This is a genomic window from Pseudomonas sp. NBRC 111130 (assembly GCF_001320485.1).
GTDB classification, from domain to species: Bacteria; Pseudomonadota; Gammaproteobacteria; order Pseudomonadales; family Pseudomonadaceae; genus Aquipseudomonas; species Aquipseudomonas vlassakiae.
Map to the genome: position 1 here is coordinate 1 of NZ_BCBG01000022.1, position 24,111 is coordinate 24,111.

Below are 24,111 nucleotides of genomic sequence, written 5' to 3' on the forward strand. Positions count from 1 at the left end.
CCGCCGCCGCTTCCCCCCCAGGCTCGGAATGGTCGTCTGCGGTATCACCACCGCCACCTGCTCCCGACTGGTACTGGCCGCCAGCCCCGCCAATGTCGGCTGGCTGAACAAGGTCCGGGCATCGACGTGCAACCCGGCCTGGCGCATGCGCGCCACCAGGCTCACCGCCAGCAACGAATGCCCACCCAGCTCGAAGAAATTATCCTCACGCCCCACCTGCTCGATCTTCAACACTTCGGTCCAGATCGATGCCAATGCGGTTTCCAGGTCGCCCTGCGGCGCCTGGTACTCCCGGCTGATCACAGCCTCTGGCCCCGGCGCCGGCAGGGCCCGGCGGTCGACCTTGCCATTGGGGCTCAACGGCAGTTCGGCCAGCGCGACGAACGCCTGCGGCACCATGTACTCGGGCATGCGCGCCAGCAGGTGGCTGCGCAGCACCTCCAGGGCGGGCGGCGGGCAGCCATCGCGGCAAGTGAAGTACGCCACCAGGCGCTCCTCGCGCATCAGCACCACGTTTTGCCCGATCACCGGGTGCGCCGCCAGCGCAGCCTCGATCTCGCCCAGCTCCACACGCAGCCCACGCAGCTTGACCTGGAAGTCGTTGCGCCCGACGAAGTCCAGTTCACCGTCCTGTCGGTAACGCACCAGATCGCCGGTGCGATACAGCCGGTCGCCCTCGACAAAGGGGCTGGCGATGAAACGTTCGGCCTGCAGCTGCGGCAAGCCCAGGTAACCTCGGGCCACGCCAACGCCGCCAATGTGCAACTGGCCCACCGCCCCCAGCGGCACCGGACGGTCATGGGCGTCGAGCACATAGAGGCGGGTGTTGGCGATCGGCCGGCCAATCGGTGGTGCCAGCGCGGGCAACGGTTCGAAGGGCTGCAAGGTCCAGGCGGTGCTGTCGACCGTCGCCTCGGTGGGCCCATAGACGTTGTGCACGCGGACCTTCGGCAGGCATTGGCGAATGCGCTGCAGCAGCGCCAGGGTCAGCTCGCCACCGCCACAGAACAGGTCGGTCAGGCTGCTGCAACGCTCCACGCCCGGCTCCTCCAGGAACTGATGCAGCAGCGCCGGTACGAACTTCATGATCGTTACCTGCCGGGCCTGGACCAACTGCACCAGATAGGCCGGGTCACGGTGCCCGTCAGGCCGGGCCAAGACCAGCCGCAGCCCGGCCACCAGCGGCCAGAACAGCTCCCAGACCGAACCGTCGAAACTGAACGGCGCCCGCTGCAGCAACGCCCCGCCCGGCTGCGGCGGGCAGATCTGCGAGCCCCAGTGCATGAGGTTGCACAGGCCGCGGTGCTCGACCATCACGCCCTTTGGCGTACCGGTGGAGCCGGAGGTGTACATCACGTAGGCCAGCCGGGACGGCCCGAGTTCCGGCACATGCGGGTTTTCGGCACTGCACGCGTGCCAAGCGTCATCGTCAAGGTCGAGCATCGGCGTGACGAGCGTGTCGAACAGCCCCCGCGTGGCCGCGTGCACCAGCACCACGGTGGGTGCGCTGTCATCGAGCATGAAGCGCAGGCGCTCGAGCGGATAGCCCGGGTCGAGCGGCACATAGGCACCACCGGCCTTGAGCACCGCCAGCAGCGCGACCATCATCGACACGCCGCGCTCGACGCAGATCGCCACCCGCGAATCAGCAACGACGCCCAACCCGATCAGGCGATGGGCCAGGCGATTGACCTGGGCGTTGAGGGTATAGTAGTCGAGGGCCGCGTCATCCGTTTGCACGGCCAGGGCCAGTGGGGTGCGCCGCACCTGGGCCTCGAACAGTGCAGGCAGTGTGCTGGCCAGCGGGCTGAGGCGGTCTTCGCTGCGGTTGAAGGTGTGCAGCAGACGTTCCAGCTCGTCGCCCGGCACGCTGCACAGCGTCGTCAAAGGGCTATCCATACCGTCGGCGAACTGGCGCAGGGTCGTCAGCAGGCTGGCCAGCACTCGTGGCGCGCCGACTGCACGGGGCGCTCGCAGGCCAAGCTGCAGCGCGTCACCCAGGTCGTCGACGCTCAGCACCAGGCCGTGGCTGAGCACTTCGCTGGCCTGCAGCAAGGTCACGCCCGGCAGCACCTCGCCGTGCGGCAAGGCGCCCTGGCGGTAGTTGATCAGGCCCTGGAACAGCGAAGTACCGGCGGGCAGCCCGCTGCAGCGCTGGGCCAGCAACAAGGGTGCATCTTCGTGGCCGAGCAGGCTGGCAAGCCGTGCATGGGTCTCGGCCAGGGCCAGGCTTGCCGGCCCCCCGGCCAGGTTGATGCGCAGCGGCAGGCTGTTGATGAACATGCCCAGGGCGCGGTCGGCGCCGTCACCGGCCATGGTCCGGCCCAGCAGCACGGTCCCGAGCATGACCTCGTCACGGCCCGACAAGCTGCCGAGCACCTGGGCCCAGGCCAGGTGCAACAGGCTGGCCAGGCTGGCGCCGTGGCGACGCGCCTGCTGGCGCAAGCGCTCGCTGAGCGCGACGTCCAGCGTGGCGCTATGGCTGTGCAGGTCGTTTTCGTCGACCGCTTTCCCGCCCAGCCCGGGGATCGCTGCCAGCGGCTCGACGCCAGCCAGCTGCTCGCGGAAATAGCTTTCGTGACGCGCCTGCCGTTCGGCATCGCCACTCAGTGCCACGTAGTCGCGGTACGGCACCGGTACCGGCAACTGCCCACCGCGCTGTTGCATGAAGGCTTCGAGTTCGCCCAGCAGCACCTGCAGGGAAACCGCGTCGTTGACCAGATGGTGGAAGCGCAGCAAGCCCAGCCAGCGGCCCTGGCCCGGGTCTTCGGCGGTGACCATCGCCATCATCGGTGCCTGGCGCAGGTCCAGCGGCCGCTGCTGCGGGTCGAAGGCCTGGCACAACTGCGCGCCCAGATCGCCCGACGCCGGTACAGGCCAGCTTTCCACTGGCAGGCGGGCCTGGCGCCAGACCACCTGCTGGGGCTGCTGCAGCCCTTCCCAGGCCAGGCTGGTGCGCAGGATGTCATGGCGCTCGATCACCTTTTGCAGCGCCTCGACAAAGGCCTGCAGGTGCGCGTGGCTATTGAAGGCAAACAGCACCTGCTGCTGGTAGGGGTCCCGGGCTTCGCTGACATGGTGGTACAGCAGCCCCTGCTGCAGCGGCGCGAGTGGGTAGATTTCCTGCACATTGGCGGCGCCACCCGGCACTGTCGCGACGATCTGCTCGATGGTTGCCTGGTCGAGCGTGGTCAACCGCAGCATCTCGGGGGTAATGCGCTGGCATCCCGGCTGCACGCCATTGGCGGGCACCGTTGCAATCTCGCCGACCACCACGGCAGCCGCCAGGCTGGCCAGGGTCGACTGGCCGAACAGCACCTGCACGTCAGCCTGCAGGCCTTGCTGGCGCATGCGCTCGATCAGTTGCACCGCCAGCAGCGAATGGCCACCCAACTCGAAGAAGTGATCCTGGCGCCCTACCCGCTCGACCTGCAGCAGCTCGGCCCAGAGCAGGGCCAGCCGCGCTTCGATGTCGCCTTGGGGGACCTCATGCTCGCGGCGTACTTTCGCGGTTTCGTCCGCCGCCGGCAAGGCGCGACGGTCGAGCTTGCCGTTGGCCGTCAGCGGCCAGCCGGCCAGGCTGACGTAGGCCACGGGCAGCAAGGTGGCAGGCAAGCGCTCGCGCAAGTGCTCGTGCAACGCGCGTGGCGTTACCGCACAGGCGCCGATGTACCAGGCCTGCAACTGCCCCTCGCGCAGCAGCACCACGCTTTCGCGCACGGCCACATGGCTGTTCAGCGCGGCTTCGATTTCGGCCAGCTCGACCCGCACGCCGCGGATCTTCACCTGGTCGTCGTTGCGCCCGAGGTATTCCAGGGTGCCGTCGGCCCGCCAGCGCACCAGGTCGCCGCTTCGGTACATACGCGCCCCGGGGTGCGTACTGAACGGGTCGTCGAGAAAGCGCTCGGCAGTCAGCTCGGGGCGGTTCAGGTAACCGCGTGCCACGCCATGGCCGGCAATGTACAACTCACCGACAGCGCCAAGGGGCAGCAATTGCTGCTGCTCGTCCAGCACGTACAGCCGGGTGTTGGCGACCGGCCCGCCAATGTGCAGCGGCTGCCCGGCCTGCACTTCGCCCGACGTGGCCACCACGGTGGCTTCGGTGGGGCCGTAGTTGTTGACCACCCGGTAACGGCGTTCGCGGGCCAGGCGGCGCAGGCGGTCGCCGCCGACCAGCAGGGTCTGCAGGGTCGGGTGCAGTTCGCCCTGGGCGAAGGCATGTTCGGCCACCGGCGTCGGCAGGAAGCTCACGTCCAGCGGCTGCTCGCGCCACCAGTGCAGCAAGGCGTCGATGTCTTCGCCGCCCTCGCGTACCGGCGCCAGGTGCAGGGTCGCGCCGCTGCACAAGGCTGGCCAGATTTCCCAGGCCATGGCATCGAAGCCGAAACCGGCCAGGCTCGACTGGTGGCGGCCCGGGCCAAGGTGAAAGGCGTTGCAGTGCCAGTCGACCAGGTTGGCCAGCATGCGGTGCTCGACCATCACGCCCTTGGGCAGGCCCGTGGAGCCGGAGGTGTAGATGACATACACCAGATTGCCCGCTGCCAGCTGTGGGACGGCGGGCGCCTCGGCACTCGGCGCTTGCCAGGTGCAGCGGTCCAGTTCGATCTGCGGCAGGCCGTGGGCTGGCAGGCGTGCACTGAACCGGGAATGGGTCAGCACCACGCACGGCGCGCTGTCTTCAAGCAGGTAGGCCAGGCGTTCCTGCGGATGCGCCGGGTCGATCGGCACGTAGGCGGCGCCAGCCTTGAGCACCGCCAGCAGGCCGACCAGGGTATCCAGCCCACGCTGGGCCACGACGGCAATCCGCAGGTCCGGGCCTGCGCCCAGGCCGATCAGCCGCCGCGCCAGCTGATTGGCGAGGCCGTTCAGCTCGCCGTAGCTCAGGCGCTGGCCACCGTGCACGGCCGCCAGCGCCGCTGGCCGACGCCTGGCCTGGGCTTCGATTCGTCGGTGGATCAACAGCTCCGGCTGCCCCTGGGCAATCGCCGCCTGGTGCCAATGCTGCAGCTGCCGCTGTTCAGCGGCCGTTATCAGGTCGAAATCGGCGGCGCTCAGCGCGGGTTGCTCCAGCCCCTGCCGCAACACGTGCAGGAGCCGCTCGGCCAAGGCGGCGACCTCGTCCTTGCTGAACCAGGCCAGGTTGTGCACCAGGTGCAGATGGGCCTTGCCGCTGTGCAGGTTGCTGCGCAGGTGCAGGCTCAGGGGCGTCGGTTCGTGGCTGTTGCAGATCATCACCGTATGGCCGCAAGCGCCGCCAAAGCGCAGCGCGTTGCCATCTTCTTCATAGGACACCATCAGTTCGAACAGCTGCGGCCGCTCTTCGCGCAGGGCGCCAAGCGTGCGGTTCAACTCGCTGAGGGCGTAGCGCTGGTGACGAAAGTCCTGCTTGAGTGCATCGCGAATGCTGCGCACCAGTTCGGCAAAGGACTGGCTGCGGCCAAAATCCATGCGCAAGGCGCTGACCTGGGTAAACAGCCCGAGGGTCGACTTGAAGCGCGCGCTGGCACGGTTGCGCACCGGCACGCCGACCACCCACTGGTCGCGCTGCCAGGTGCGGGTGCAGCACACGTGCATTGCCGCCAGCAGCACGTGGAAGGCCGACGCCTGCAGTTCGCTGCCCAGTGCGTTCATGCGCGCCAGCAGCTGGCTGTCGAAGGGCAGCTCCAGGGCCGCGCTGGGCTCACCAGCCGACAACCGCCCGCGCTCACGCGGCGCCAGCAAGGCATCGGGCAACTGCTGGTACTTGCCAAGCCAATAGTCACGGTCACGCGCATGGCGTGCCGACGCCTGGTATTGGCTGTCGTCTTCGACGAACTCACGGTAACCGGGCGCGCTTTCCGGCAAAGGTGCGCCCTGGCCCAGCAGGCCATAGTAGTCGGCGATGCATTTGAACCACAGGTCCACACCCCAGCCGTCGAGAATCAGGTGATGCGCCTGCAGCGCCAACAGGTAGCGCTGCTCGCCAAGCCTGATCAACTGCGTACCCCACAAGGCACCGGCGCCCGGTGCAAAAGGTTTTTGCATAAAACTGTCGAGCAACGACCGGGCGGCGGCCATGGGGTCTTCGACACCGCGCAGGTCATGTTCGGCTAACGCCACCGTCAGCGTTTCGGCAAAGCACTGACGCGGCACGCCCCCTTGGCCCTCTGGCGCCAGCAGCACCGTGCGCAAGCCTTCGTGCAGCGCCACCAGGTGCGCCAGCGCCTGGCGCAACCGCGGGACATCCAACCCACCGTCGAACTCGACATAGGCGCCGATGTTGTACAGCGGCGAGTCGCCGTGGCCGATCTGGTCCAGCCAGATATCACGCTGGGCAACGGTCAGGGCAAAGGTTTCGGCGGCAGGCATGGGGGGGCAGGTCCTTCTTGGCTTGATCATCCGCGGATTCAAGCACCCCCTCCCCGCACTGTATGGCCCCTTAAACCCGGACAACCGGAGCGTGTATCAAAAGCTGCTGAAAAGCCTGTAGGAAATCAACCATAGCGTGCCGCCCTTGATGGCTTACGCCCACGCCATTCGGCAGGAAACGGGCGCGAAACGTCAGGCTAATGACGCCAATTGACCGGCTGGTCGGGGCGTATTGCGCATTCGCCACTGTTTCATGCCCCACTCGCCACGTCGTCTTTGATGGCATTTTCTGTCCCGGTTTTCCATTACAGACGCAGCCCCCGCTGCGGGCTTGAATACCGTCACCTACCCCGTCATCCGGAGCCCTCGACTGCGCGACCACCCGCCGTAACGCTTTGAATCAAGGAAGAAAGGATATGAAGCTGACTGCCAGCCTCGCACACCGCCCCGACCCTCGGCTGTACCTGCAACTGGGCGAACTGATCGCCAGTACCGGCGCCGAAGGCTTCGCCGCACAGATGTTATGCCTGGTCGATGCCCAGGTACCGGTCCACAGGCTCGAGCTGAGCGAATGGACCCTGGACCCGCGCCAGGCCCGTATCAGCCACATCCGGCTGCTGGGCAGTGCCGGCCTGGAGCAGCAACGGCCGGGCAGCGAACCACTGCGCCACCCGTTGCTGCAGAGCATCATGCAGATGGACGACCCGCTGCTGATCGAGTTCAAGGCACCGCTGGACGCCCAGCATCCCCACCAGTGCCACCTGGTGTCGTGCAGCGGTGACCGACGCTGGGTCATCTGTTTCCATCGGCTGCCAGAGCAACGGGCGTTTTCTTTGGCTGAACTGTCACACCTGAAGAGCCTTTCCGACACCTTGCTGCCACTGGTCGAGCACCATGGCCAGCTGCTCGGCCAGGGCTTGCCGCGCCGCGTCGGCTCGCCCCTGGCCGACGTTGAAGCGGGGTCGTTGCGCCACTGCTTTGGCGAGCGCCTGGTCCAGGAAGCTGTCAGGCTTTCCAGCCGTGAAGAGGAAGTGTGCCTCGGCCTGCTGACCGGCGGCACGGTGCCGGAACTGGCGCAGAAGCTGAATGTGAAAAACAGTTCGATCGAAACCTACCTCAAGCGCGCCACCGCCAAGCTGGGGGTCAGTGGCCGCCATGGGCTGGCGAAATGGATGGCCGGCGCCTGACCGTACGAGAGCCCCTTGATGCCCCGACATGCCCTTTCCCTGTGCGCCGTGCTGCTGTGCGGCTGCTCCCTGGTACCGGACTATCAGCGCCCCGCCGCCCCTGTGCCCGAGCAGTTCCCGCAAGGCCCGGCCTATCAGGGCGACGCGCTGGCGCGCCAGCACGCCGAGGACTGGCGCCAGGTGTTCCAGGACCCGGTGCTGCGCCAACTGATCGACCGCGCGCTGGCCAACAACCGCGACCTGCGCGAGGCTGCACTGAACGTCGAGGCCTACCGCGCCCAGTACCGCATCCAGCGTGCCGACCTGCTGCCTAAGGTGTCGGCCGATGCCCAGGGCAAGCGCCAGTACCTGCCCCGTGGCATGACCGGTACCGACCAGGGCATGATCAGCTCGACCTACGCCGCGACGCTGGGCATCAGTGCCTACGAACTGGACCTGTTCGGCCGCGTGCGCAGCCTCAGCGACCAGGCGCTGCTGACGTACCTGGCCAGTGAAGAGGCGCGGCGCAGCACTCAGCTGAGCCTGGTGGCCAGTGTAGCCAGCGCCTACCTGACCTGGCGGGCCGATCAGGAGCTGCTGGTGCTGTCGCAGGAAACCCTGGCCGCCGACCAGCGCAGCCTGCGCCTGACCAGCGCCCAGCGCCGTGCCGGCACGGTATCGGCGCTGGACCAGATCCAGTCGCGCACCAGCGTCGACAGCACCCGGGCCACGGTGGCGCGCTACCAACGCCAGGTGGCCCAGGACCTCAACCAGCTGACCTTGCTGGTGGGTACGCCGGTGGAGGGCGACCTGGCCGCCCTGCCCCTGGCCGACGAGCAGATCGCCGGGCTGCCAGCGGGCTTGCCTTCAGACCTGCTGCGCCGCCGCCCGGATATCGTCCAGGCGGAATACCAGCTGCGCGCGGCCAACGCCAACATCGGCGCGGCGCGGGCGGCGTTCTTCCCCAGCATCAGCCTTACCGCCAACGCCGGCAGCACCAGCCCGCAGCTGAGCGGCCTGTTCGACGGCGGCAGCGGCACCTGGCTGTTCCAGCCTCAGATCAGCCTGCCGATCTTCACCGCCGGCAGCCTGCGCGCCAGCCTGGACTATGCAACGTTGCAGCAGGACATCCAGGTGGCGCAGTACCAGAAGGCCATCCAGGGCGCGTTTCAGGAAGTGGCCGATGGCCTGGCGGCACGGGCGACCTACCAGCGGCAGTTGCAGGCCCAGCGCGAGCTGGTGGCGTCGAACCAGCGTTACTACGACCTGGCCGAGCATCGCTACCGCAATGGCGTGGACAGCAGCCTGACCTTTCTTGATGCCCAGCGCTCGCTGTTCACCGCCCAGCAAGGGCTGATCAGTGATCGTCTGGCGCAACTGGTGGCGGAAGTGAACCTGTATGCCGCACTGGGTGGGGGCTGGCAGGAAGCTGCAGAGAAGCCTCGCTAGGGCTTGGGCCGCGCTCGGGTGCTCGCAACGAACGGGGTCTAGACTGTACAGACCAGATGACATGGCATGAACCGGGGGGCTGCCACACGTGGAGGTGTGCGATGAGCCAGTTCAAGCGTCTGTTCGTCATGCTCGGCCCGCAAATGCGCCATACCCCGGCGCTGCAGCGCGCGGCGGCGTTGGCCGAGTCCAGTGGTGCCCTGCTGGATATCAACGTGTTCGTCGACGATGTCGACACCTTTGGCCTGATGAGCGACGGCCGCGAGCGTGAGCGGCTACTTGGCGACAACCGCCAGTGGCTGGCCGACGAAGCCGAGCAACTGGGCAACGCCGGGCTCGATGTCTCCACCGAACTGCTGTTGACCCGCGACCCGCTGGGCAGCGTGCTTGAACGCATCGAACGGCTCGGTTGCGACCTGCTGATCAAGGACGTGCAGCACGAACCGGTACTCAAGCGCTTGCTGGTCACGCCGCTGGATTGGCAATTGCTCAAGCAAAGCCCGGTGGCCGTGCACCTGGTCAGCGACATCCGCCTGCCGCTGCCCCGGCAGATTGCGGCGGCGGTGGACCTCAACTGCCTGGGTACCGGCGAGCATCTGGACGATCAGGTGATCCACAGCGCCCATGCCCTGGCCCTGCAATGCAACGCTGAACTGCACCTGCTGCATGTGTGCGATGCAGCCAAGACCCATATCGCCGACTTTGGTGCCGGCACCGTCACCATGCCAGGCTTCGATGGCAGTGTGCGCACGGCGCAGCGGGCGGCGTTCAACCGGCTGGGCGACCACCACCAGATTCCGCTGGAGCGACGGCATTTTGTCGAGGGTGCGGCGATCCGCGCGATTGCCCAGTTCGTCAGCCACAGCCGGGTCGATGTGATCGTGATGGGCAGCCATCGGCATGATGCGATGCAGACATTCCTGGGTGGAACCACGGCGCATGTGCTGGAGCATCCGTTGCGCAATGTGCTGGCCATAAAGGGCGCTCGCTGAGCGTTCGGCTGCCTGAACCGGCCTCTTCGCGGGCGCGCCCGCTCCCACAGGTATACCACCAGCCTGATGGGCTGCGGGGCCGCTGTGGGAGCGGGCGTGCCCGCGAAGAGGCCGGCCCTGCCAAGTGCACGGTATCTGGCACACCAGTTCTAATTAAAAAGAATGCATTTGATAATGATTCGTAGTAGTTTCTCAGCGCTTCCCCCACTCCCCCTCAGCGCCCTACTCCAGGATCGTACCGTCGATGCGTCGCACGTTCGTTTCGCTTTGTGTGCTTCAAGCTATCTCCCCGCTGGCCTTTGCCGAGCCTGAACCTGTCGGCGAACCCGCCCAGATCGAACTCAAGGCCCTGAACATCACCAGCAGCGCCGACAGCGAACGCGCCGATGGCCCGGTGGATGGCTACAAGGCCACCCGCTCGGCCAGTGCAACGCGCACCGACACCGCCCTGCACGAGACCCCGCAATCGATCAGCGTGGTGCCCAGGGATGTGCTTGAAGACACCGGCGCCACCCGCCTGCAGGATGGCCTGGACTACGCCGGTGGCGTCGGCCGCGCCAACAACTTCGGCGGCCAGGGCCTGACCACCTTCACCGTGCGCGGCTTCACCACCGGCGAGTTCTACCGCAACGGCTTCCCGATCAACCGCGGCTACCCCAACGCCCCTGACGCCAACACCGTCGAGCGCCTCGAAGTGATCCGCGGCCCGGCCACCAGCTTGTATGGCCGTGGCGACCCCGGAGGTACGTTCAACGTGGTCAGCAAGCAGCCGCTGGCCGAGCCCAAGGTGACCCTCGGCAGCCAGTTCGACGACCAGGGCATGCACCGGGCAACCCTTGACGCCACCGGGCCGCTGAATGCCGATGGCTCGCTGGCGTATCGCCTGAACATACTGGGCGAAGGTGGCGAAAGCTTCCGCGACGATGTCGAAAGCGAGCGCTATGACGTTGCACCGGTGATCAGCTGGCAGGTCAACGACGCCACCAAGGTCATCTTCGAAGGCGACTTCATGCGTAACAACCACCCGCTGGATCGCGGCCTGACTCGCCTGCCCGGCCAGATCGGCACAGCTTCGCGGGACACCAACGTCTGGGAAAAAGGCAGCGACAACCTGCTGCACAACGACAACGACATGGCCAAGTTGCGCTTCGAGCACCTGCTCAACGACAACTGGACGCTGGGCGGTGGCCTGCAATGGCTGGACGGCTCGCTCAAGGGCAACGCGGTGGAAGCCAACGGCCTGCAGGCCGACGGTCGCACGCTGGGGCGCAACTTCAACTACCGCAAGCTGGAGTGGACCGACCGTGACTACCAGCTCAACCTCACCGGCCACTTCGACACGGGCGGTTTCGCCCATACCCTGCTGACCGGTATCGAATACGAAGACTATGACTACAACTCGATCATCCAGCGTTCGGCCGCCGGTAGCGGTGCCTACCCGATCGACATTTTCGACCCGGTGCTGGGCCAGCCGCGCCCTGCCCTGACCCGCACCACCACCCATGACAAGGAAAACCTCAAGACCTGGGCGGCATTCATCCAGGACCAGGTGGCCCTGACCGAGCGCCTTAAAGCCCTCGCCGGGGTGCGTTTCGAGCGCTACGAGCATGACTACGACAACAAGCTCAACAATGCTGGTGACTTCAACAAGGGCGAGAACGGCGTCACCCCGCGCCTGGGCCTGATGTACGACCTGACCGACACGGTTGCCATCTACGCCAACACCGCGCGCTCGTTCAAGCCCAACAGCGGCGCGAGCCTGCAAGGCACGGGCTTTGACCCGGAGAAGGGCAAGTCATACGAGCTGGGCGTGAAGTGGGAAGCGCTCGACCGCCAGCTGAGCGTGGACGCGGCGATCTACCACATCGTCAAGGAAAACGTGCTCACCCGAGACCCGAACGACCCGACCGGCACCTACAGCGTCGCTGCCGGCGAAGTGCGCAGCCGCGGCCTGGATATCAACGTCGCCGGCAACCTGACTCCGCAATGGCGGATGATCGGCGGCTACGCCTATGTCGACGCCGAGGTGACCAAGGACAACAGCCTCCCCACCGGCACTCGCCTGGCGAACATCCCGCGCAACAGCTTCAGCCTGCTCAACACCTATGAGTTCCAGGATGGGCTGGCCAAGGGCCTGGGGCTGGGGGTTGGCGTGAAGTATGTGGATGACCGCGCCGGGCAGACGGCGGCCAGTACCTACACCATGGAGCGCTACAGCGTGGTTGACTTGCTGAGCTTCTACAAGGTCAACGAGCACGTGCGGTTGAACCTGGACGTGAAGAACCTGTTCAACAAGGGCTATTACGAGGGTGCGTTCAACACCTATGTGTACCCGGGTGCGCCGCGCACGGTGCAGGCTGGGGTTGCCTACACCTTCTGAAATGACAGGGGGCCGCCTGGCGGCCCCGTGCATCAGAAGCTCTTGCTGTAGAACAGCGAGTAGGACTCGATACCGTCGTTCGGTTGCTTGATGCCGGCATTGGAGTAGTGCATCAGACGGAGCCCCACCTTCTGCGCACCCGGCAGCTTCAGGCCAAAGCCGATGCGGTCTTCGAAGTTGACCGATGAGCCCAGGTGCTGGTCACCCACATCGGTCTTGGAAAAGGCCGCCAGGCCGATGCCGGCTTCGACATACGGGGTGTAGGTGAAGCCACTGAACTCGTAGGTGAACACCGGGCTGAACGACAGCGAGTGAGCGCCGCTGGCATCGCCACCTTCCCAATAGGTGTAGGCCGCATCCCAATATCCCGTCACAAAGCCGATGTCACTTTTCATCCACTGCTTGTCCCAGTCGAACGCCATACCGAGACGGTACGTCATGTCGCCCTGGCTAGTGGCACCCACAGCGCCGGAAATTTCTGCGGCCTGGGCCAGAGGGGTGCCCCCGAGCACCAATAGGGCGGCGGCCAGCGTGCTGGCAAGACGGGTTTTCATCAATGACTTCTCCTGATGGTCACACGGGCAAGTGGGGGCTAGGGCCCCTCGATTTTTGCGGTGAACGGTGCAGCCGGTCACACGGCGTAATACTTTTCTGATTATTGTCCAGATAATCAGAAAGTTGAAAGTGAATTGCCAGCATTGCTTGAATTTACCCGTAGTGCCCCAGCTGCTGATGGCGGCAGGTCCCCGCCGAGGCGGAGTACAGATGTACTCCGCCCGTCGTGGACGCTCAATGCCAGTTCAGGCTTGCGGTGACAGGCGTCTTGCCGTTTACCGTGACCCGTTGCTGGACCGTTGTACCCTGCGCCTGGCCAATGACCTGGTACTGGCCGGGTGGCAGCTGGACATAGACCAACGGCCCGGCATCCTGCAGGCTCAACACGGACTTGCCTTGTGCATTGTGGATGTCGACTGCGGCGCCGCTCTCGAACTGGCCGTGTGCACCGGTCGACAGTTCGACGTGCAGGTCATAACCCGGGGTCCGGCGTATGGCATTGGCCTCATCCTGGCCGATACCGCCCGCCAGGTAGCGCACGCCATTCTGCTCCTGCGGCTGCACTTGCACGGCTTGCATGTCGATCGGCGCGTTGTGGTCGTCGACTTCTGCGCCAGCGGCCAGGGTCCAGGGCAGCGCCAGTGCGATCAGCAACGTGGCGCCCACAGCATGGTGATGGTTACGCATGGTCAGCTCCTCCTCAAGGAGATGGCTTACCTGATGTTTGACCTCACACCGTGCTGATGTTCACGCCGCCCGCCGCTCTTCGAGAAGTTTCACGAACATGCTCAGGCTGCGCGAAACCGTGCCCCGGCGCCACACCAGCCAGGTCTTGAGGTAGCGGAACTGCTCCTGCATCGGCCAGGCGCAGACCGTGCTGCAGCCAGGCATGTTGTCGAGCATGCTGCGCGGCAGCATGGCCAGGCCGGCACCGGCGCTGACGCAGGCAAGCATGCCATGGTACGACTCCATTTCGTGGATCTTGCCGGGCACCGCCTGGTCCTGGACAAACCAGTTCTCGAAGTGGTGACGGTACGAGCAGTTGGCGCGAAAGGCATAGATGCTCGCGCCGTTGACGTCCTGGGCACGGGTGACCGGGGCGTGGTTGAGGGGCGAGATGATCACCATCTCCTCCTCGAACACCGGCATGCCTTCCAGCGTGGGGTGCAGCACCGGGCCATCGACGAAAGCCGCCACCAGGCGCCCCGCCAGCACGCCTTCGAGCATGGTCCCGGAGGGCCCGGTGGACAGGTCGAGGTCGACTTTGGGGTAGCGCTGATTGTAGGCCGCCAGCAGCGCAGGAATGCGCACCGCCGCGGTGCTCTCCAGCGAACCCAGGGCGAAGGTGCCCTGGGGGTCCTCGCCGGCCACGGTCAGCCGTGCTTCGTGCACCAGATCGAGGATGCGCCGGGTGTATTCCAGGAAGTTCCAACCCGCCGGTGACAGGCGCAGGCGGCTCTTCTCACGGATGAACAGTTCGACGCCCAGGTCTTCCTCCAGTTGCTTGATACGCGTGGTCAGGTTCGAGGGCACCCGATGGATATGCTGGGCGGCGGCGCTGATGCTGCCCTGTTCGGCCACGGCCTTGAAGATCTCCAGTTGCACCAGGTCCACAGTCATTCTCCAAACGTGAATGTTTCGCTCATTATTATTCAGTTTTCATTAAAGCCATAGCCCACTAGTCTGGCGTCACCGAGTAACAACAACGAGAGTGACCCGCCATGAGTGCGATCAGCAGCCTGACCCACGCCATCTCCGTCGACCCGTTCAGCGGCGAGCAGATTGGCGCCTTTCCCTTCGACACCGACGCCGCACTGGAAGCGGCGCTGCAACGCGCCAAGGCTGGCTACGGCCAGTGGCGGCAAGTGTCGCTGGGTCAGCGCAGCGAGTACCTGCTCGCCCTGGCCAGCACCCTCGAAGCCAAGGCCGAAGCCTTCGCCCAGATGATCAGCCGTGAAATTGGCAAGCCGATCGCCCAGGCCCGTGGCGAAGTCGCCAAGTGCGTCGGCCTGTGCCGCTGGTATGCCGAGCACGGTCCGGCGATGCTCGCCGCCGAGCCGACCCAGGTCGAGAAAGCCCGCATCGAGTACCGCCCACTGGGCCCGATCCTGGCCGTGATGCCGTGGAACTTCCCGGTCTGGCAGGTGCTGCGCGGCGCCGTGCCGGCGATCCTGGCCGGCAACACCTATGTCCTGAAGCACGCACCGAACGTGATGGGCAGCGCCTACCTGCTGGGTGAACTGTTCAAGGACGCCGGCCTGCCTGAAGGCGTGTTCGAAGTGCTGAACGTCACCCCGGACGGCGTCACTCGCGCCATCAACGACGTGCGCATCGCCGCCGTGACCCTGACCGGCAGCGTGCGCGCGGGCATGGCCATCGGTGCCCAGGCAGGTGCCGCGCTGAAGAAATGCGTGCTGGAGCTGGGCGGTTCCGACCCGTTCATCGTGTTGGCTGATGCTGATATCGACGCCGCTGTGCAGGCCGCCGTGATCGGTCGCTACCAGAACACCGGCCAGGTCTGCGCCGCCGCCAAGCGCCTGATCATCGAAGAAAGCATCGTCGAGGAATTCACGCACAAGTTCGTCGAAGCCACGCGCAAGCTGAAAGTCGGCAACCCATTGGAAGACGACACCTACATCGGCCCGATGGCCCGCTATGACCTGCGCGACGAGCTGGATGGCCAGGTCCAGGCGACGCTGGCCGAAGGCGCCACCCTGCTGCTGGGCGGCGACAAGGTCGAAGGGGTTGGCAACTTCTACGCACCCACCGTGCTGGCCAACGTCACCCCGGACATGACTGCCTTCAGGCAGGAGCTGTTCGGGCCAGTGGCAGCGATCATCACTGCCCGTGACGCCGACCATGCGGTTGAGCTGGCAAACGACAGCGAGTTCGGCCTGGCTTCGACCATCTACACCGCCGACTATGCGCTGGCCGAGCGCATGACTGCCGCGCTGGATACCGGTGGCGTGTTCATCAACGGCTACTGCGCGTCCGACCCCCGTGTGGCGTTTGGTGGCGTGAAGAAGAGCGGTTTCGGGCGTGAGCTCTCGCACTTTGGGGTGCGCGAGTTCACCAATGCCCAGACTGTCTGGCTGGATCGTAACTGATTCCAGGTATTGGGGCCGCTTTGCGGCCCTTTCGCGACACAAGGCCGCTCCTACAGGGGATCGCGTTTCCCTGTAGGAGCGGCCTTGTGTCGCGAAAGGGCTGCAAAGCAGCCCCAGCAACATCAATCCCGGGCCTGGTCCTTGACCCAGTCCAGCATCCCCCCCGGCACGATCAATTCATGCCGCGCCCGCGAACAGGCGGTATACAGCCCCGCCAACAGCCGCGCCCGGTCGTTGCGATTGCCCGCCGTGCCAGGCGCCACCATCAGCTCCGGCGACACCATCACCCGGGCGAACTCCATGTTCTTCACATCCCGCACCCGGCCAAGGAACAGCTTTGGCGCCTTGTCCCAGCGGTAACGGCTCTTGGCCTTGGCAAAATGCTCCGGGGTATAGCCTTTACGCAGCATGCCGGCCACCGCGACAAAGGCCTTGTCGTCACCTTTGTCCTGCTCCAGTGCTTGCCAGCTGGGATAACGGAACAACATCGGGTGGCGCGCCCGGGTGCCGTAGCGGTACAGCTCGATGCAGTCCTCGACGAACAGTTCGAAGTCCTTGCGCGCGCTTTTCAGCAGCACGAAGGGCACCCCCTGATGAGTCAGGCGCTGGAACCAGCCGAACAGGCCCCACTCGTCATCGACGATCAAGGCGGTTGGCTGCTCAGGCACGGTCACCGTGTCGAAGAAACTCACCCGGGTGTAATGCTCGGCACTGCCACTGAAGGCCGCCTGGATCGTCGCCGGGTGTGCCTGGATCAACGGGTTCAGCACGCCGTCCATGGCGGGGCCGGCGCGCAGGGAGTGGTCGATGTAGCGCTGGCGAATGAAGTTGCCATGGTGGGGGCTCAGGCCATTGAGGTTCTGCAGCTCGTCGCCCAGCGCGATGACTGACTGCGGGCTGCGGTCGAGCACCGAGAGCATCGGCGCGGACAATTCATGGGCCTCGTCGACGATGACGTGGCTAAAGCGGCTGTCGATCACCTCAGCGGTCAATGACAGCAGCTTGACCCGGTGGTAGTCACGCACCGGCAGCTGGATGTCGCGGGCTGACGGGCGGACCAGCTCCTGCCAGTACAGGCGGGCCTTTTCCAGCAGCACTTCCTGGTCCAGCGGCGTGGTGCCAGGCCCGGCCCAGGGCAGGTGATGCAGCTGCAACTGGCTGTCGCCGCTGCGGCAGAAGCTGCGCACGGCCTTGACGCACAGGGCCACCACATCGCGCGCGGCGAGCGGGCCGATGTCGGGAATGCTCAGCCAGCGCACCACCTGCGCCTCCTGCGGGCGCCAGGACAGTTTGGTGCGGTACGGGTCGCGCAGGCGCCAGCCATTGCTGGTGAGGTCACGGTTGAGAATTTCGTCGGCCAACTGGCCGAAGGTCAGCGCAGTGTAGGCCTGGGCATCCCTGACCCGTGCCTGCAAGGCCCGCAGCTGGCCTTCGGTAAGGGCTAGCAGCAGCGTGCGCTGAGGGTCAAGCAGGCGTGCGAACTGGTGGATCAGGAAGGTCTTGCCGGTGCCGGCGAACCCCTGCACGGCGACCGATTCGTCGACACCGCAGACAAACTCGCGCAGCAGGCGGTGCTGTTGGTCACTGAGCATCAGGTCACTGGCCAGTGACGGCAGGTACACCGGGTGCAGCGGCGTGACGCGCTGGCGATAGCTGTCGGCGAACTGGAAATTCCACTGGCCTTCGGCGTCCTGGAACTCGTCGGCCTGGTACTCGGTTTCGGCCGACACCAGGGCGACGCCATTCTCACCAAGCATGCCCAGCCCCATGGCGAACGCCTTGCGGTCGAAGTGCTGGGCGACCTGCCGCTGGAAGCGGCCTGGGGCTGCAGCTTCGACTTCATTGGCGATGCGCACGATCTCGGCGAAGCGGCGCTCCTGTGTGTCCGCCGAGGCGCTGGCCGGTTGGCGTGGCAGGTTCTGCACGAACAGCACGGCGGCAGCTTCCAGCAGGCTGGCGCTCGGGAAGAAGTCGGTGGCGGGGGGCACGCTGGCCAGGCTGTCGGCCTGGTCGCTGGGCAAAGGCAGGTAGAACATCGGGACCTCGGGTGGAAACTGCCGGGCACGATAGCAATTTTCCAATGGGAATGCTGGGTTGTCTGCACCGGCCTCTTCGCGGGCACGCCCTCCCACAGAGACAATCACCAGGTCTGAGGGTAGTGACGAACCTGTGGGAGCGGGCGCGCCCGCGAAGAGGCCAGTTGCAACAACAAAGAACTCAGCCCCTGCCCCGCTTGAGGGTCTCGCTCGGAAATTCCTTGAACAACTGCCGGTAACTCTCTGAAAACCTTCCCAAATGCCAGAATGACCAACGCATGGCTACTTCCGCAACGGTCACCTCACCGCCGCGCAACAGATCCCGCCGCGCGCCGTTGAGCCGACGCAACCGCAGCCAGTGCGCCGGCGGCATCCCGGTAAACGCCTTGAACGCCTGCTGCAGCTGGCGCAGCGACACACCGGCCACCTCGGCCAGCTCCACCAGGTTGAGGGTCTCTTCCGGGCAATCTGCCGCCCATTCGCTGACCCGCTGCATGATCGCCCGCTCCTCGCCGCGCCGCCCCAGCGCCCCGCCTTGCAAGCGCTGGCAGGCGTTGTCGAGAATGAACAGGCAATCTTCGAGCAACTGCTCGGCCAGCGCCTGCCCTTGCAATGGGCAATCGGCCTCGCCCAGGCGGGTCAAGGTGGCACTCAGCCAACTGCCGAACAGCGCATTCTGCCCACTGCCCAGCGGCACCATGAACAACCCTTCGAGCCGCTGTGGGTCCAGGCCATGACGGGCGAGAAAGGCCTGGTCGAACACCACGGCCACTTCCTGATAGTTCTCCGGTGTGATCCAGATATTGCGGCTTTGCTCATTGAGCAGGTAAAGGCTGTTTTCGCTCTGGTCGAAACAGAACGCCAGCGCACCGCTCGGTGCCCGGAAGAACTGCTCCACACGTGTGTTCAGTCGCTCCTCGTAGACCTCCACTCCATCGAGCCCCAGGCAGCGCAGCTGGCCGCTGAAATGGCCTGGCGACATCTGCCGGTACTGCTGCTGCCAACCGGGGGTGGCGCGTACCTGTTCGGTCACATCCGTGGTGTGGAAGGCCTGGACTTGCAAGGCATTAGGCGTTGTCACGCGTTGTCCTAGTTGCACTCTTTTGGTGCATTGATCGCAGAAGAAAGTGGATAGATGGCTTTGCGGGCCTGCGCTCAAGATAGTCTCCAGCGTGTCACCTGGGAAGCGCAATGCCTTCGAAACCCTGCAACGGCTTTCGCGGGCCCGCCCGCTCCCACAAAAAAACCCAACCAAGAGGTCTGTATGAACGCCCCCTTCGATCAGCTGTCCGCCTGGCTGAAAGAACACCGCATCACCGAAGTCGAATGCGTGATCAGCGACCTGACCGGCATCGCCCGCGGCAAGATCGCACCGACCGCCAAGTTCCTTCACGAACGCGGCATGCGCCTGCCAGAAAGCGTGCTGCTGCAGACCGTCACCGGCGATTACGTCGATGACGACATTTACTACAGCCTGCTCGATGCAGCCGACATCGACATGGTCTGCCGCCCCGACCCGACGGCCGTCTACCAGATCCCGTGGGCCATCGAACCCACCGCCATCGTCATTCACGACACGTTCGACAAGCAGGGCAACCCGATCGAGCTGTCGCCACGCAACGTGCTGAAGAAGGTGCTCAAGCTGTATGCCGACAAAGGCTGGCAGCCGATCGTCGCGCCAGAGATGGAGTTCTACCTGACCCAGCGCTGCGAAGACCCGGACCTGCCCCTGCAAGTGCCATTGGGCCGCTCGGGCCGCGCCGAAAGCGGGCGCCAGTCGTTCTCGATCGACGCCGCCAACGAATTCGACCCACTGTTCGAAGACGTTTACGACTGGTGCGAGCTGCAAGGCCTGGACCTCGACACGCTGATCCACGAAGACGGCCCGGCGCAGATGGAAATCAACTTCCGTCATGGCGACGCGCTGGACCTGGCCGACCAGATCACCGTGTTCAAACGCACCATGCGTGAAGCCGCGCTCAAGCACAACGTCACCGCCACCTTCATGGCCAAGCCGATCACCGACGAGCCAGGCAGCGCCATGCACCTGCACCAGAGCGTGGTCGACATTGCCACCGGCAAACCGGTGTTCGCCAATGACGATGGCAGCATGAGCGAACTGTTCCTGCACCACATCGGCGGCCTGCAGAAGTACATCCCCAAGCTGTTGCCGATGTTCGCACCCAACGTCAACTCGTTCCGTCGCTTCCTGCCGGACACCTCGGCACCGGTCAACGTCGAATGGGGCGAGGAAAACCGCACCGCCGGCCTGCGTGTGCCAACGTCCAGCCCCGATGCGATGCGCGTGGAGAACCGCCTGCCGGGCGCCGACGCCAACCCCTATCTGGCGATCGCCGCCAGCCTGCTGTGCGGTTACCTGGGCATGGTCGAGCAGATCGAGCCGAGCGCGCCGGTCCAGGGCCGTGCCTATGAACGGCGCAACCTGCGGCTGCCGATCACCATCGAGGATGCGCTGCAGCACATGGAAGACTGCGAAACCGTGCAGCGCTACCTGGGCAAGCAGTTCGTCCAGGGCTACGTCGCGGTCAAGCGTGCCGAGCATGAAAACTTCAAGCGCGTCATCAGTTCGTGGGAGCGCGAGTTCCTGCTGCTGAGCGTGTGATTCTCCGGGGGCGCCAAGCGCCCCCCCTTGCACCGAACTCAAAGAACAAGACCAACGAGGTGTCGACATGCGTCATCTGCAAGCCCTGATCCCCGCTACCTTCGCCCTGCTGTTCTGCGCCGCCGCACAGGCCACGCCCAGCGTCAGCGTGTACAACTGGACCGACTACATCGGTGACACGACCCTGGCCGACTTCCAGGCCAGCAGTGGGATCAAGGTGGTCTATGACGTGTTCGACTCCAACGAAACCCTGGAAGGCAAGCTGCTCGCCGGCCGCACCGGCTACGATGTGGTGGTGCCCTCCAACCACTTCCTGGCCCGCCAGGCCCAGGCCGGTGCGTTCCTGCCACTGGACCGCAGCAAGCTGCCGAACTGGCAGCACCTGGACCCGAAGCTGCTCAAGCAGCTCGAGCAGAATGACCCCGGCAACCAGTACGCAGTGCCCTATCTTTGGGGAACCAACGGCATTGGCTATAACGTCGACAAGGTCAAGGCCGCACTGGGTGTGGACCATATCGACTCCTGGGCAACGCTGTTCGAGCCAGAGAACCTGAAGAAGCTCAAGCAATGCGGCGTGGCCTTCATGGATTCACCCGACGAGCTGTTCCCGGCAATGCTCAACTACCTGGGCATGGACCCACGCAGCGAAAAACCGGGCGACTATGCCAAGGCTGAAGCGCGCCTGCTCGAACTGCGCCCGTACATCACCTACTTCCATTCCTCCAAGTACGTCTCGGACCTGGCCAACGGTGATATCTGCGTGGCCTTCGGCTATTCCGGCGACGTGTTCCAGGCGGCCAACCGGGCCGTGGAAGCGAAAAACGGGGTCAAGATCGCCTACAGCATTCCAAAGGAAGGCAGCAACCTGTGGTTCGACCTGCTGGCAATCCCCAAGGATGCGCAGAACCCTGAGCAGGCCCTGGCGTTCATCAACTACCTGCTTGACCCGAAAGTGATCGCCAAGGTCAGCGCCACGGTCGGCTACGCCAACGCCAACCCGGATGCCCAGGCCTACATGGACACGTCACTGGTCGACAACCCGGAGATCTACCCACCCCAGGAAGTGCTGGACAAGCTGTACATCTCCAGTACCCCGAGCCCGAAGATCATGCGGGTCATGACCCGCTCCTGGAGCAAGATCAAGTCCAACCGTTGAACCGAGAACGCATCATGTCTTTCGATACCCAACATACCGCGTCGTACTACGCCGCCACGGCGCGCAACGCGGCGCCCTACCCCTGCCTCGACGGCGAACTGACGGCTGACGTGTGCGTAATCGGCGGCGGGCTGACCGGGGTCAACACCGCGCTGGAACTGGCTGAGCGCGGGCTTTGCGTGGTGCTGCTGGAGGGCCGTCGCATCGGCTGGGGCGCCAGCGGGCGCAACGGCGGCCAGCTGATTCGCGGCATCGGCCATGATGTCAGCGGCTTTGCCCGCTACGTTGGCCAGGACGGCGTGCGCTACCTGCAGCAGGCCGGCATCGAGTCGGTGGCACTGGTCGCTCGCCGCGTCGAGCAATACGCGATTGCCTGCGACCTGCGCTGGGGCTTCTGCGAACTGGCCAATACGCCGGCACAGTTCGCTGCCTTCAAGGCTGAACAGGAAGACCTGGCCAGCCTGGGCTACCGCCCCCAAACCCGCCTGGTCGGGCCCGAGGGCATGCATGAAATCGTCGCCAGTGACCAGTATGCCGGCGGCCTGGTGGACATGGGTTCAGGCCACCTGCACCCGCTCGACCTGGTCCAGGGCGAAGCACGCGTGGCCCATGGCCTGGGAGTACGCATCTTCGAGCAGAGCCCGGTGCTGCGCATCGAGCATGGCCCGACCGTGACCGTGCATACGGCACGCGGCAAAGTACGGGCACAGAGCCTGGTTCTGGGCTGCAACGCCCACCTCGACGACCTGGAGCCACGGCTGAGCGGTAAAGTGCTGCCGGCCGGGAGTTACGTGGTGGCCACCGAGCGGCTGCCGGAAGCCGTGGCCAGCACGCTGATCCCGCAGAACATGGCCCTGTGTGACCAGAAAGTCGGCCTGGACTACTACCGCCTCACTGCCGACCGCCGCCTGCTGTTTGGCGGTGCATGCCACTATTCCGGCCGCGACCCCAAGGACATCGCGGCCTACATGCGGCCAAAAGTGCTCAAGGTGTTCCCACAACTGGCCAACGTGCGCATCGACTACCAGTGGGGCGGCATGATCGGCATCACCGCCAACCGCTTCCCGCAAGTGGGGCGGTTGAGCCAGCACCCCAACGTTTTCTATGCCCAAGGTTATTCCGGGCATGGGCTGAACGTAACCCACTGGACGGCGAAGCTGCTGGCAGAAGGTATCGCGTTGGGGCAGAGCCAGGGGCTGGATGTGTTCAGCGCGGTGCCGCACCTGACGTTCCCGGGCGGCAAGGCGCTACGCTCGCCGCTGCTGGCGCTGGGGATGTTGTGGTATCGGTTGCGCGAGGCGCTCGGGTAACAAGGCGTACGCCTTGAAAGCTGCGCCGTGCTTGAGATCGAGCGCCGCCCGTGCGGCGCTCGATGTCAAAGGCTCTACAGTTTTCAAGACATGCACAACCATAAAACACCAGGCAAGACCTCACGGGTTTTCAAACGTTCACTGGCCATCTGCCAAGCACCTGCTAGCGTTGTTCTGGCCGACCCATCATGGATGCAAAACCATCATGAAATCCCTGCCCCGCGTTACCCTGTTGTGCGCCGCTTTGCTCGCTGTGGCCGCCTGCTCCAGCAACCGCGTGGACCCCAAGGACTATTCCGGCTTTCTCAAGGACTACAGCCGCCTGCAGGAAGCGAAAAGTCCATCGGGTGCATCGGTGATGCGCTGGATCGACCCCAAAGTCAATATCAACCAGTATTCGCAAGTCTTCATCGAGCCGAGCCAGTTCTACCCCAAGCCGCAGGCGACGGCGGTCATTTCCCAGCAGACGCTGAATGAAATCAACCGCTACTTCAACGATGCCCTGCGCCGTGAAATGGGCAGCGTGCTGACCCTGGCCAAGGCGCCCGGGCCGGGCACCATTGTGGTACGCCCGGCGATCACTGCGGTGTCAACCAGCAATGAAAGCCTCAAACCCTACGAATTCATCCCGATCGCGCTGATTTCCGCAGGCGTCAATACCGCCATGGGTGGCCGCGACCAGCAAGTGGATGTCGGTGTCGAAGCGGCCTTCCTCGACGGCGGCAACCAGAAGGTACTGGCCCAGGTAGTGCGCAAGGGTACCGGCAAGGAGCTGGAAAACGACAAGACCAAGCTGACCCTGAACGACGTCAAGCCAGTCCTCGACGGCTGGGCCAAGGATATGCGCGCCAGCTTCGTCACCCTCAAGAACAAGGGCAAGTAGCGTCAAGGTACCCTGTGTACACCACAGATCGAGCGCCGCCCGCGCGGCGCTCGATTTACGCCTCACGCCCAATTCAAGGCAGGCACTGGCATCTTGCCGGCGAAAC

The 24,111-nt window shown here is 65.1% G+C and carries 15 protein-coding genes; 9 read left to right on the plus strand and 6 right to left on the minus strand.

Annotated features, from left to right (window positions below; translation table 11 throughout):
- Window positions 1–6,348 (minus strand): non-ribosomal peptide synthetase (locus APH33_RS12305; protein WP_054885457.1); only part of this gene is annotated, 6,348 nt, incomplete at its 3' end.
- A gap of 416 nt (window positions 6,349–6,764) precedes the next feature.
- Between APH33_RS12305 and APH33_RS12310 the strand changes: the two genes are divergently transcribed.
- From APH33_RS12310 to APH33_RS12325, 4 genes are all read left to right on the plus strand, one after another.
- Window positions 6,765–7,535 carry a helix-turn-helix transcriptional regulator gene (locus APH33_RS12310; RefSeq protein ID WP_054885404.1) on the plus strand — a complete coding sequence of 257 codons (771 nt, stop codon included), beginning with the start codon at window positions 6,765–6,767 and terminating at the stop codon, window positions 7,533–7,535.
- An 18-nt stretch (window positions 7,536–7,553) separates the two neighbouring features.
- The gene (locus APH33_RS12315) at window positions 7,554–8,963 is read left to right on the plus strand and encodes an efflux transporter outer membrane subunit (protein WP_054885405.1); all 1,410 of its coding nucleotides are present in this window, start codon (window positions 7,554–7,556) and stop codon (window positions 8,961–8,963) included.
- Window positions 8,964–9,064: 101 nt separating this feature from the next.
- Window positions 9,065–9,955: a universal stress protein gene (locus tag APH33_RS12320; protein ID WP_054885406.1), complete on the plus strand. Its 891-nt coding sequence runs from the start codon at window positions 9,065–9,067 to the stop codon at window positions 9,953–9,955.
- Window positions 9,956–10,199: 244 nt separating this feature from the next.
- Window positions 10,200–12,335: a TonB-dependent siderophore receptor gene (locus tag APH33_RS12325; protein ID WP_054885407.1), complete on the plus strand. Its 2,136-nt coding sequence runs from the start codon at window positions 10,200–10,202 to the stop codon at window positions 12,333–12,335.
- A gap of 32 nt (window positions 12,336–12,367) precedes the next feature.
- Here APH33_RS12325 and APH33_RS12330 read toward each other — a convergent pair whose 3' ends face one another.
- The 3 genes from APH33_RS12330 to APH33_RS12340 form a co-directional block, all read right to left on the minus strand.
- Window positions 12,368–12,889 (minus strand): acyloxyacyl hydrolase, encoded by a 522-nt coding sequence (locus APH33_RS12330; RefSeq protein ID WP_054885408.1) that lies wholly within the window; start codon window positions 12,887–12,889, stop codon window positions 12,368–12,370.
- Window positions 12,890–13,124: 235 nt separating this feature from the next.
- Window positions 13,125–13,577 (minus strand): hypothetical protein, encoded by a 453-nt coding sequence (locus APH33_RS12335; RefSeq protein ID WP_054885409.1) that lies wholly within the window; start codon window positions 13,575–13,577, stop codon window positions 13,125–13,127.
- A gap of 60 nt (window positions 13,578–13,637) precedes the next feature.
- Complete coding sequence (locus tag APH33_RS12340; RefSeq protein WP_054885458.1) at window positions 13,638–14,504, minus strand: LysR family transcriptional regulator; 867 nt, start codon at window positions 14,502–14,504, stop codon at window positions 13,638–13,640.
- A gap of 107 nt (window positions 14,505–14,611) precedes the next feature.
- Here APH33_RS12340 and APH33_RS12345 point away from each other — a divergent pair, with 107 nt between their 5' ends.
- Complete coding sequence (locus tag APH33_RS12345) at window positions 14,612–15,997, plus strand: aldehyde dehydrogenase family protein (protein WP_054885410.1); 1,386 nt, start codon at window positions 14,612–14,614, stop codon at window positions 15,995–15,997.
- A gap of 122 nt (window positions 15,998–16,119) precedes the next feature.
- Here APH33_RS12345 and APH33_RS12350 read toward each other — a convergent pair whose 3' ends face one another.
- On the minus strand, window positions 16,120–18,033 hold the full coding sequence (locus tag APH33_RS12350) for an AAA family ATPase (RefSeq protein ID WP_054885411.1): 1,914 nt from the start codon (window positions 18,031–18,033) through the stop codon (window positions 16,120–16,122).
- A gap of 181 nt (window positions 18,034–18,214) precedes the next feature.
- Window positions 18,215–19,114 (minus strand): helix-turn-helix domain-containing protein, encoded by a 900-nt coding sequence (locus APH33_RS12355; RefSeq protein ID WP_054885412.1) that lies wholly within the window; start codon window positions 19,112–19,114, stop codon window positions 18,215–18,217.
- Window positions 19,115–19,297: 183 nt separating this feature from the next.
- On the opposite strand from APH33_RS12355, the gene APH33_RS12360 reads away from it, so the two are divergent.
- The 4 genes from APH33_RS12360 to APH33_RS12375 all read left to right on the plus strand — a co-directional run bounded on the left by APH33_RS12360 (window position 19,298) and on the right by APH33_RS12375 (window position 24,005).
- A complete protein-coding gene (locus APH33_RS12360; protein ID WP_054885413.1) occupies window positions 19,298–20,656 on the plus strand; it encodes a glutamine synthetase family protein in 1,359 nt (452 codons plus the stop codon).
- A gap of 67 nt (window positions 20,657–20,723) precedes the next feature.
- Window positions 20,724–21,812, plus strand: coding sequence for a polyamine ABC transporter substrate-binding protein (locus tag APH33_RS12365; protein ID WP_054885414.1), 1,089 nt, complete (start codon window positions 20,724–20,726; stop codon window positions 21,810–21,812).
- A gap of 14 nt (window positions 21,813–21,826) precedes the next feature.
- A complete protein-coding gene (locus tag APH33_RS12370) occupies window positions 21,827–23,122 on the plus strand; it encodes an FAD-binding oxidoreductase (RefSeq protein WP_054885459.1) in 1,296 nt (431 codons plus the stop codon).
- Window positions 23,123–23,327: 205 nt separating this feature from the next.
- Window positions 23,328–24,005: a DUF3313 domain-containing protein gene (locus tag APH33_RS12375; RefSeq protein WP_054885415.1), complete on the plus strand. Its 678-nt coding sequence runs from the start codon at window positions 23,328–23,330 to the stop codon at window positions 24,003–24,005.
- The last annotated feature ends 106 nt before the right edge of the window (window positions 24,006–24,111 follow it).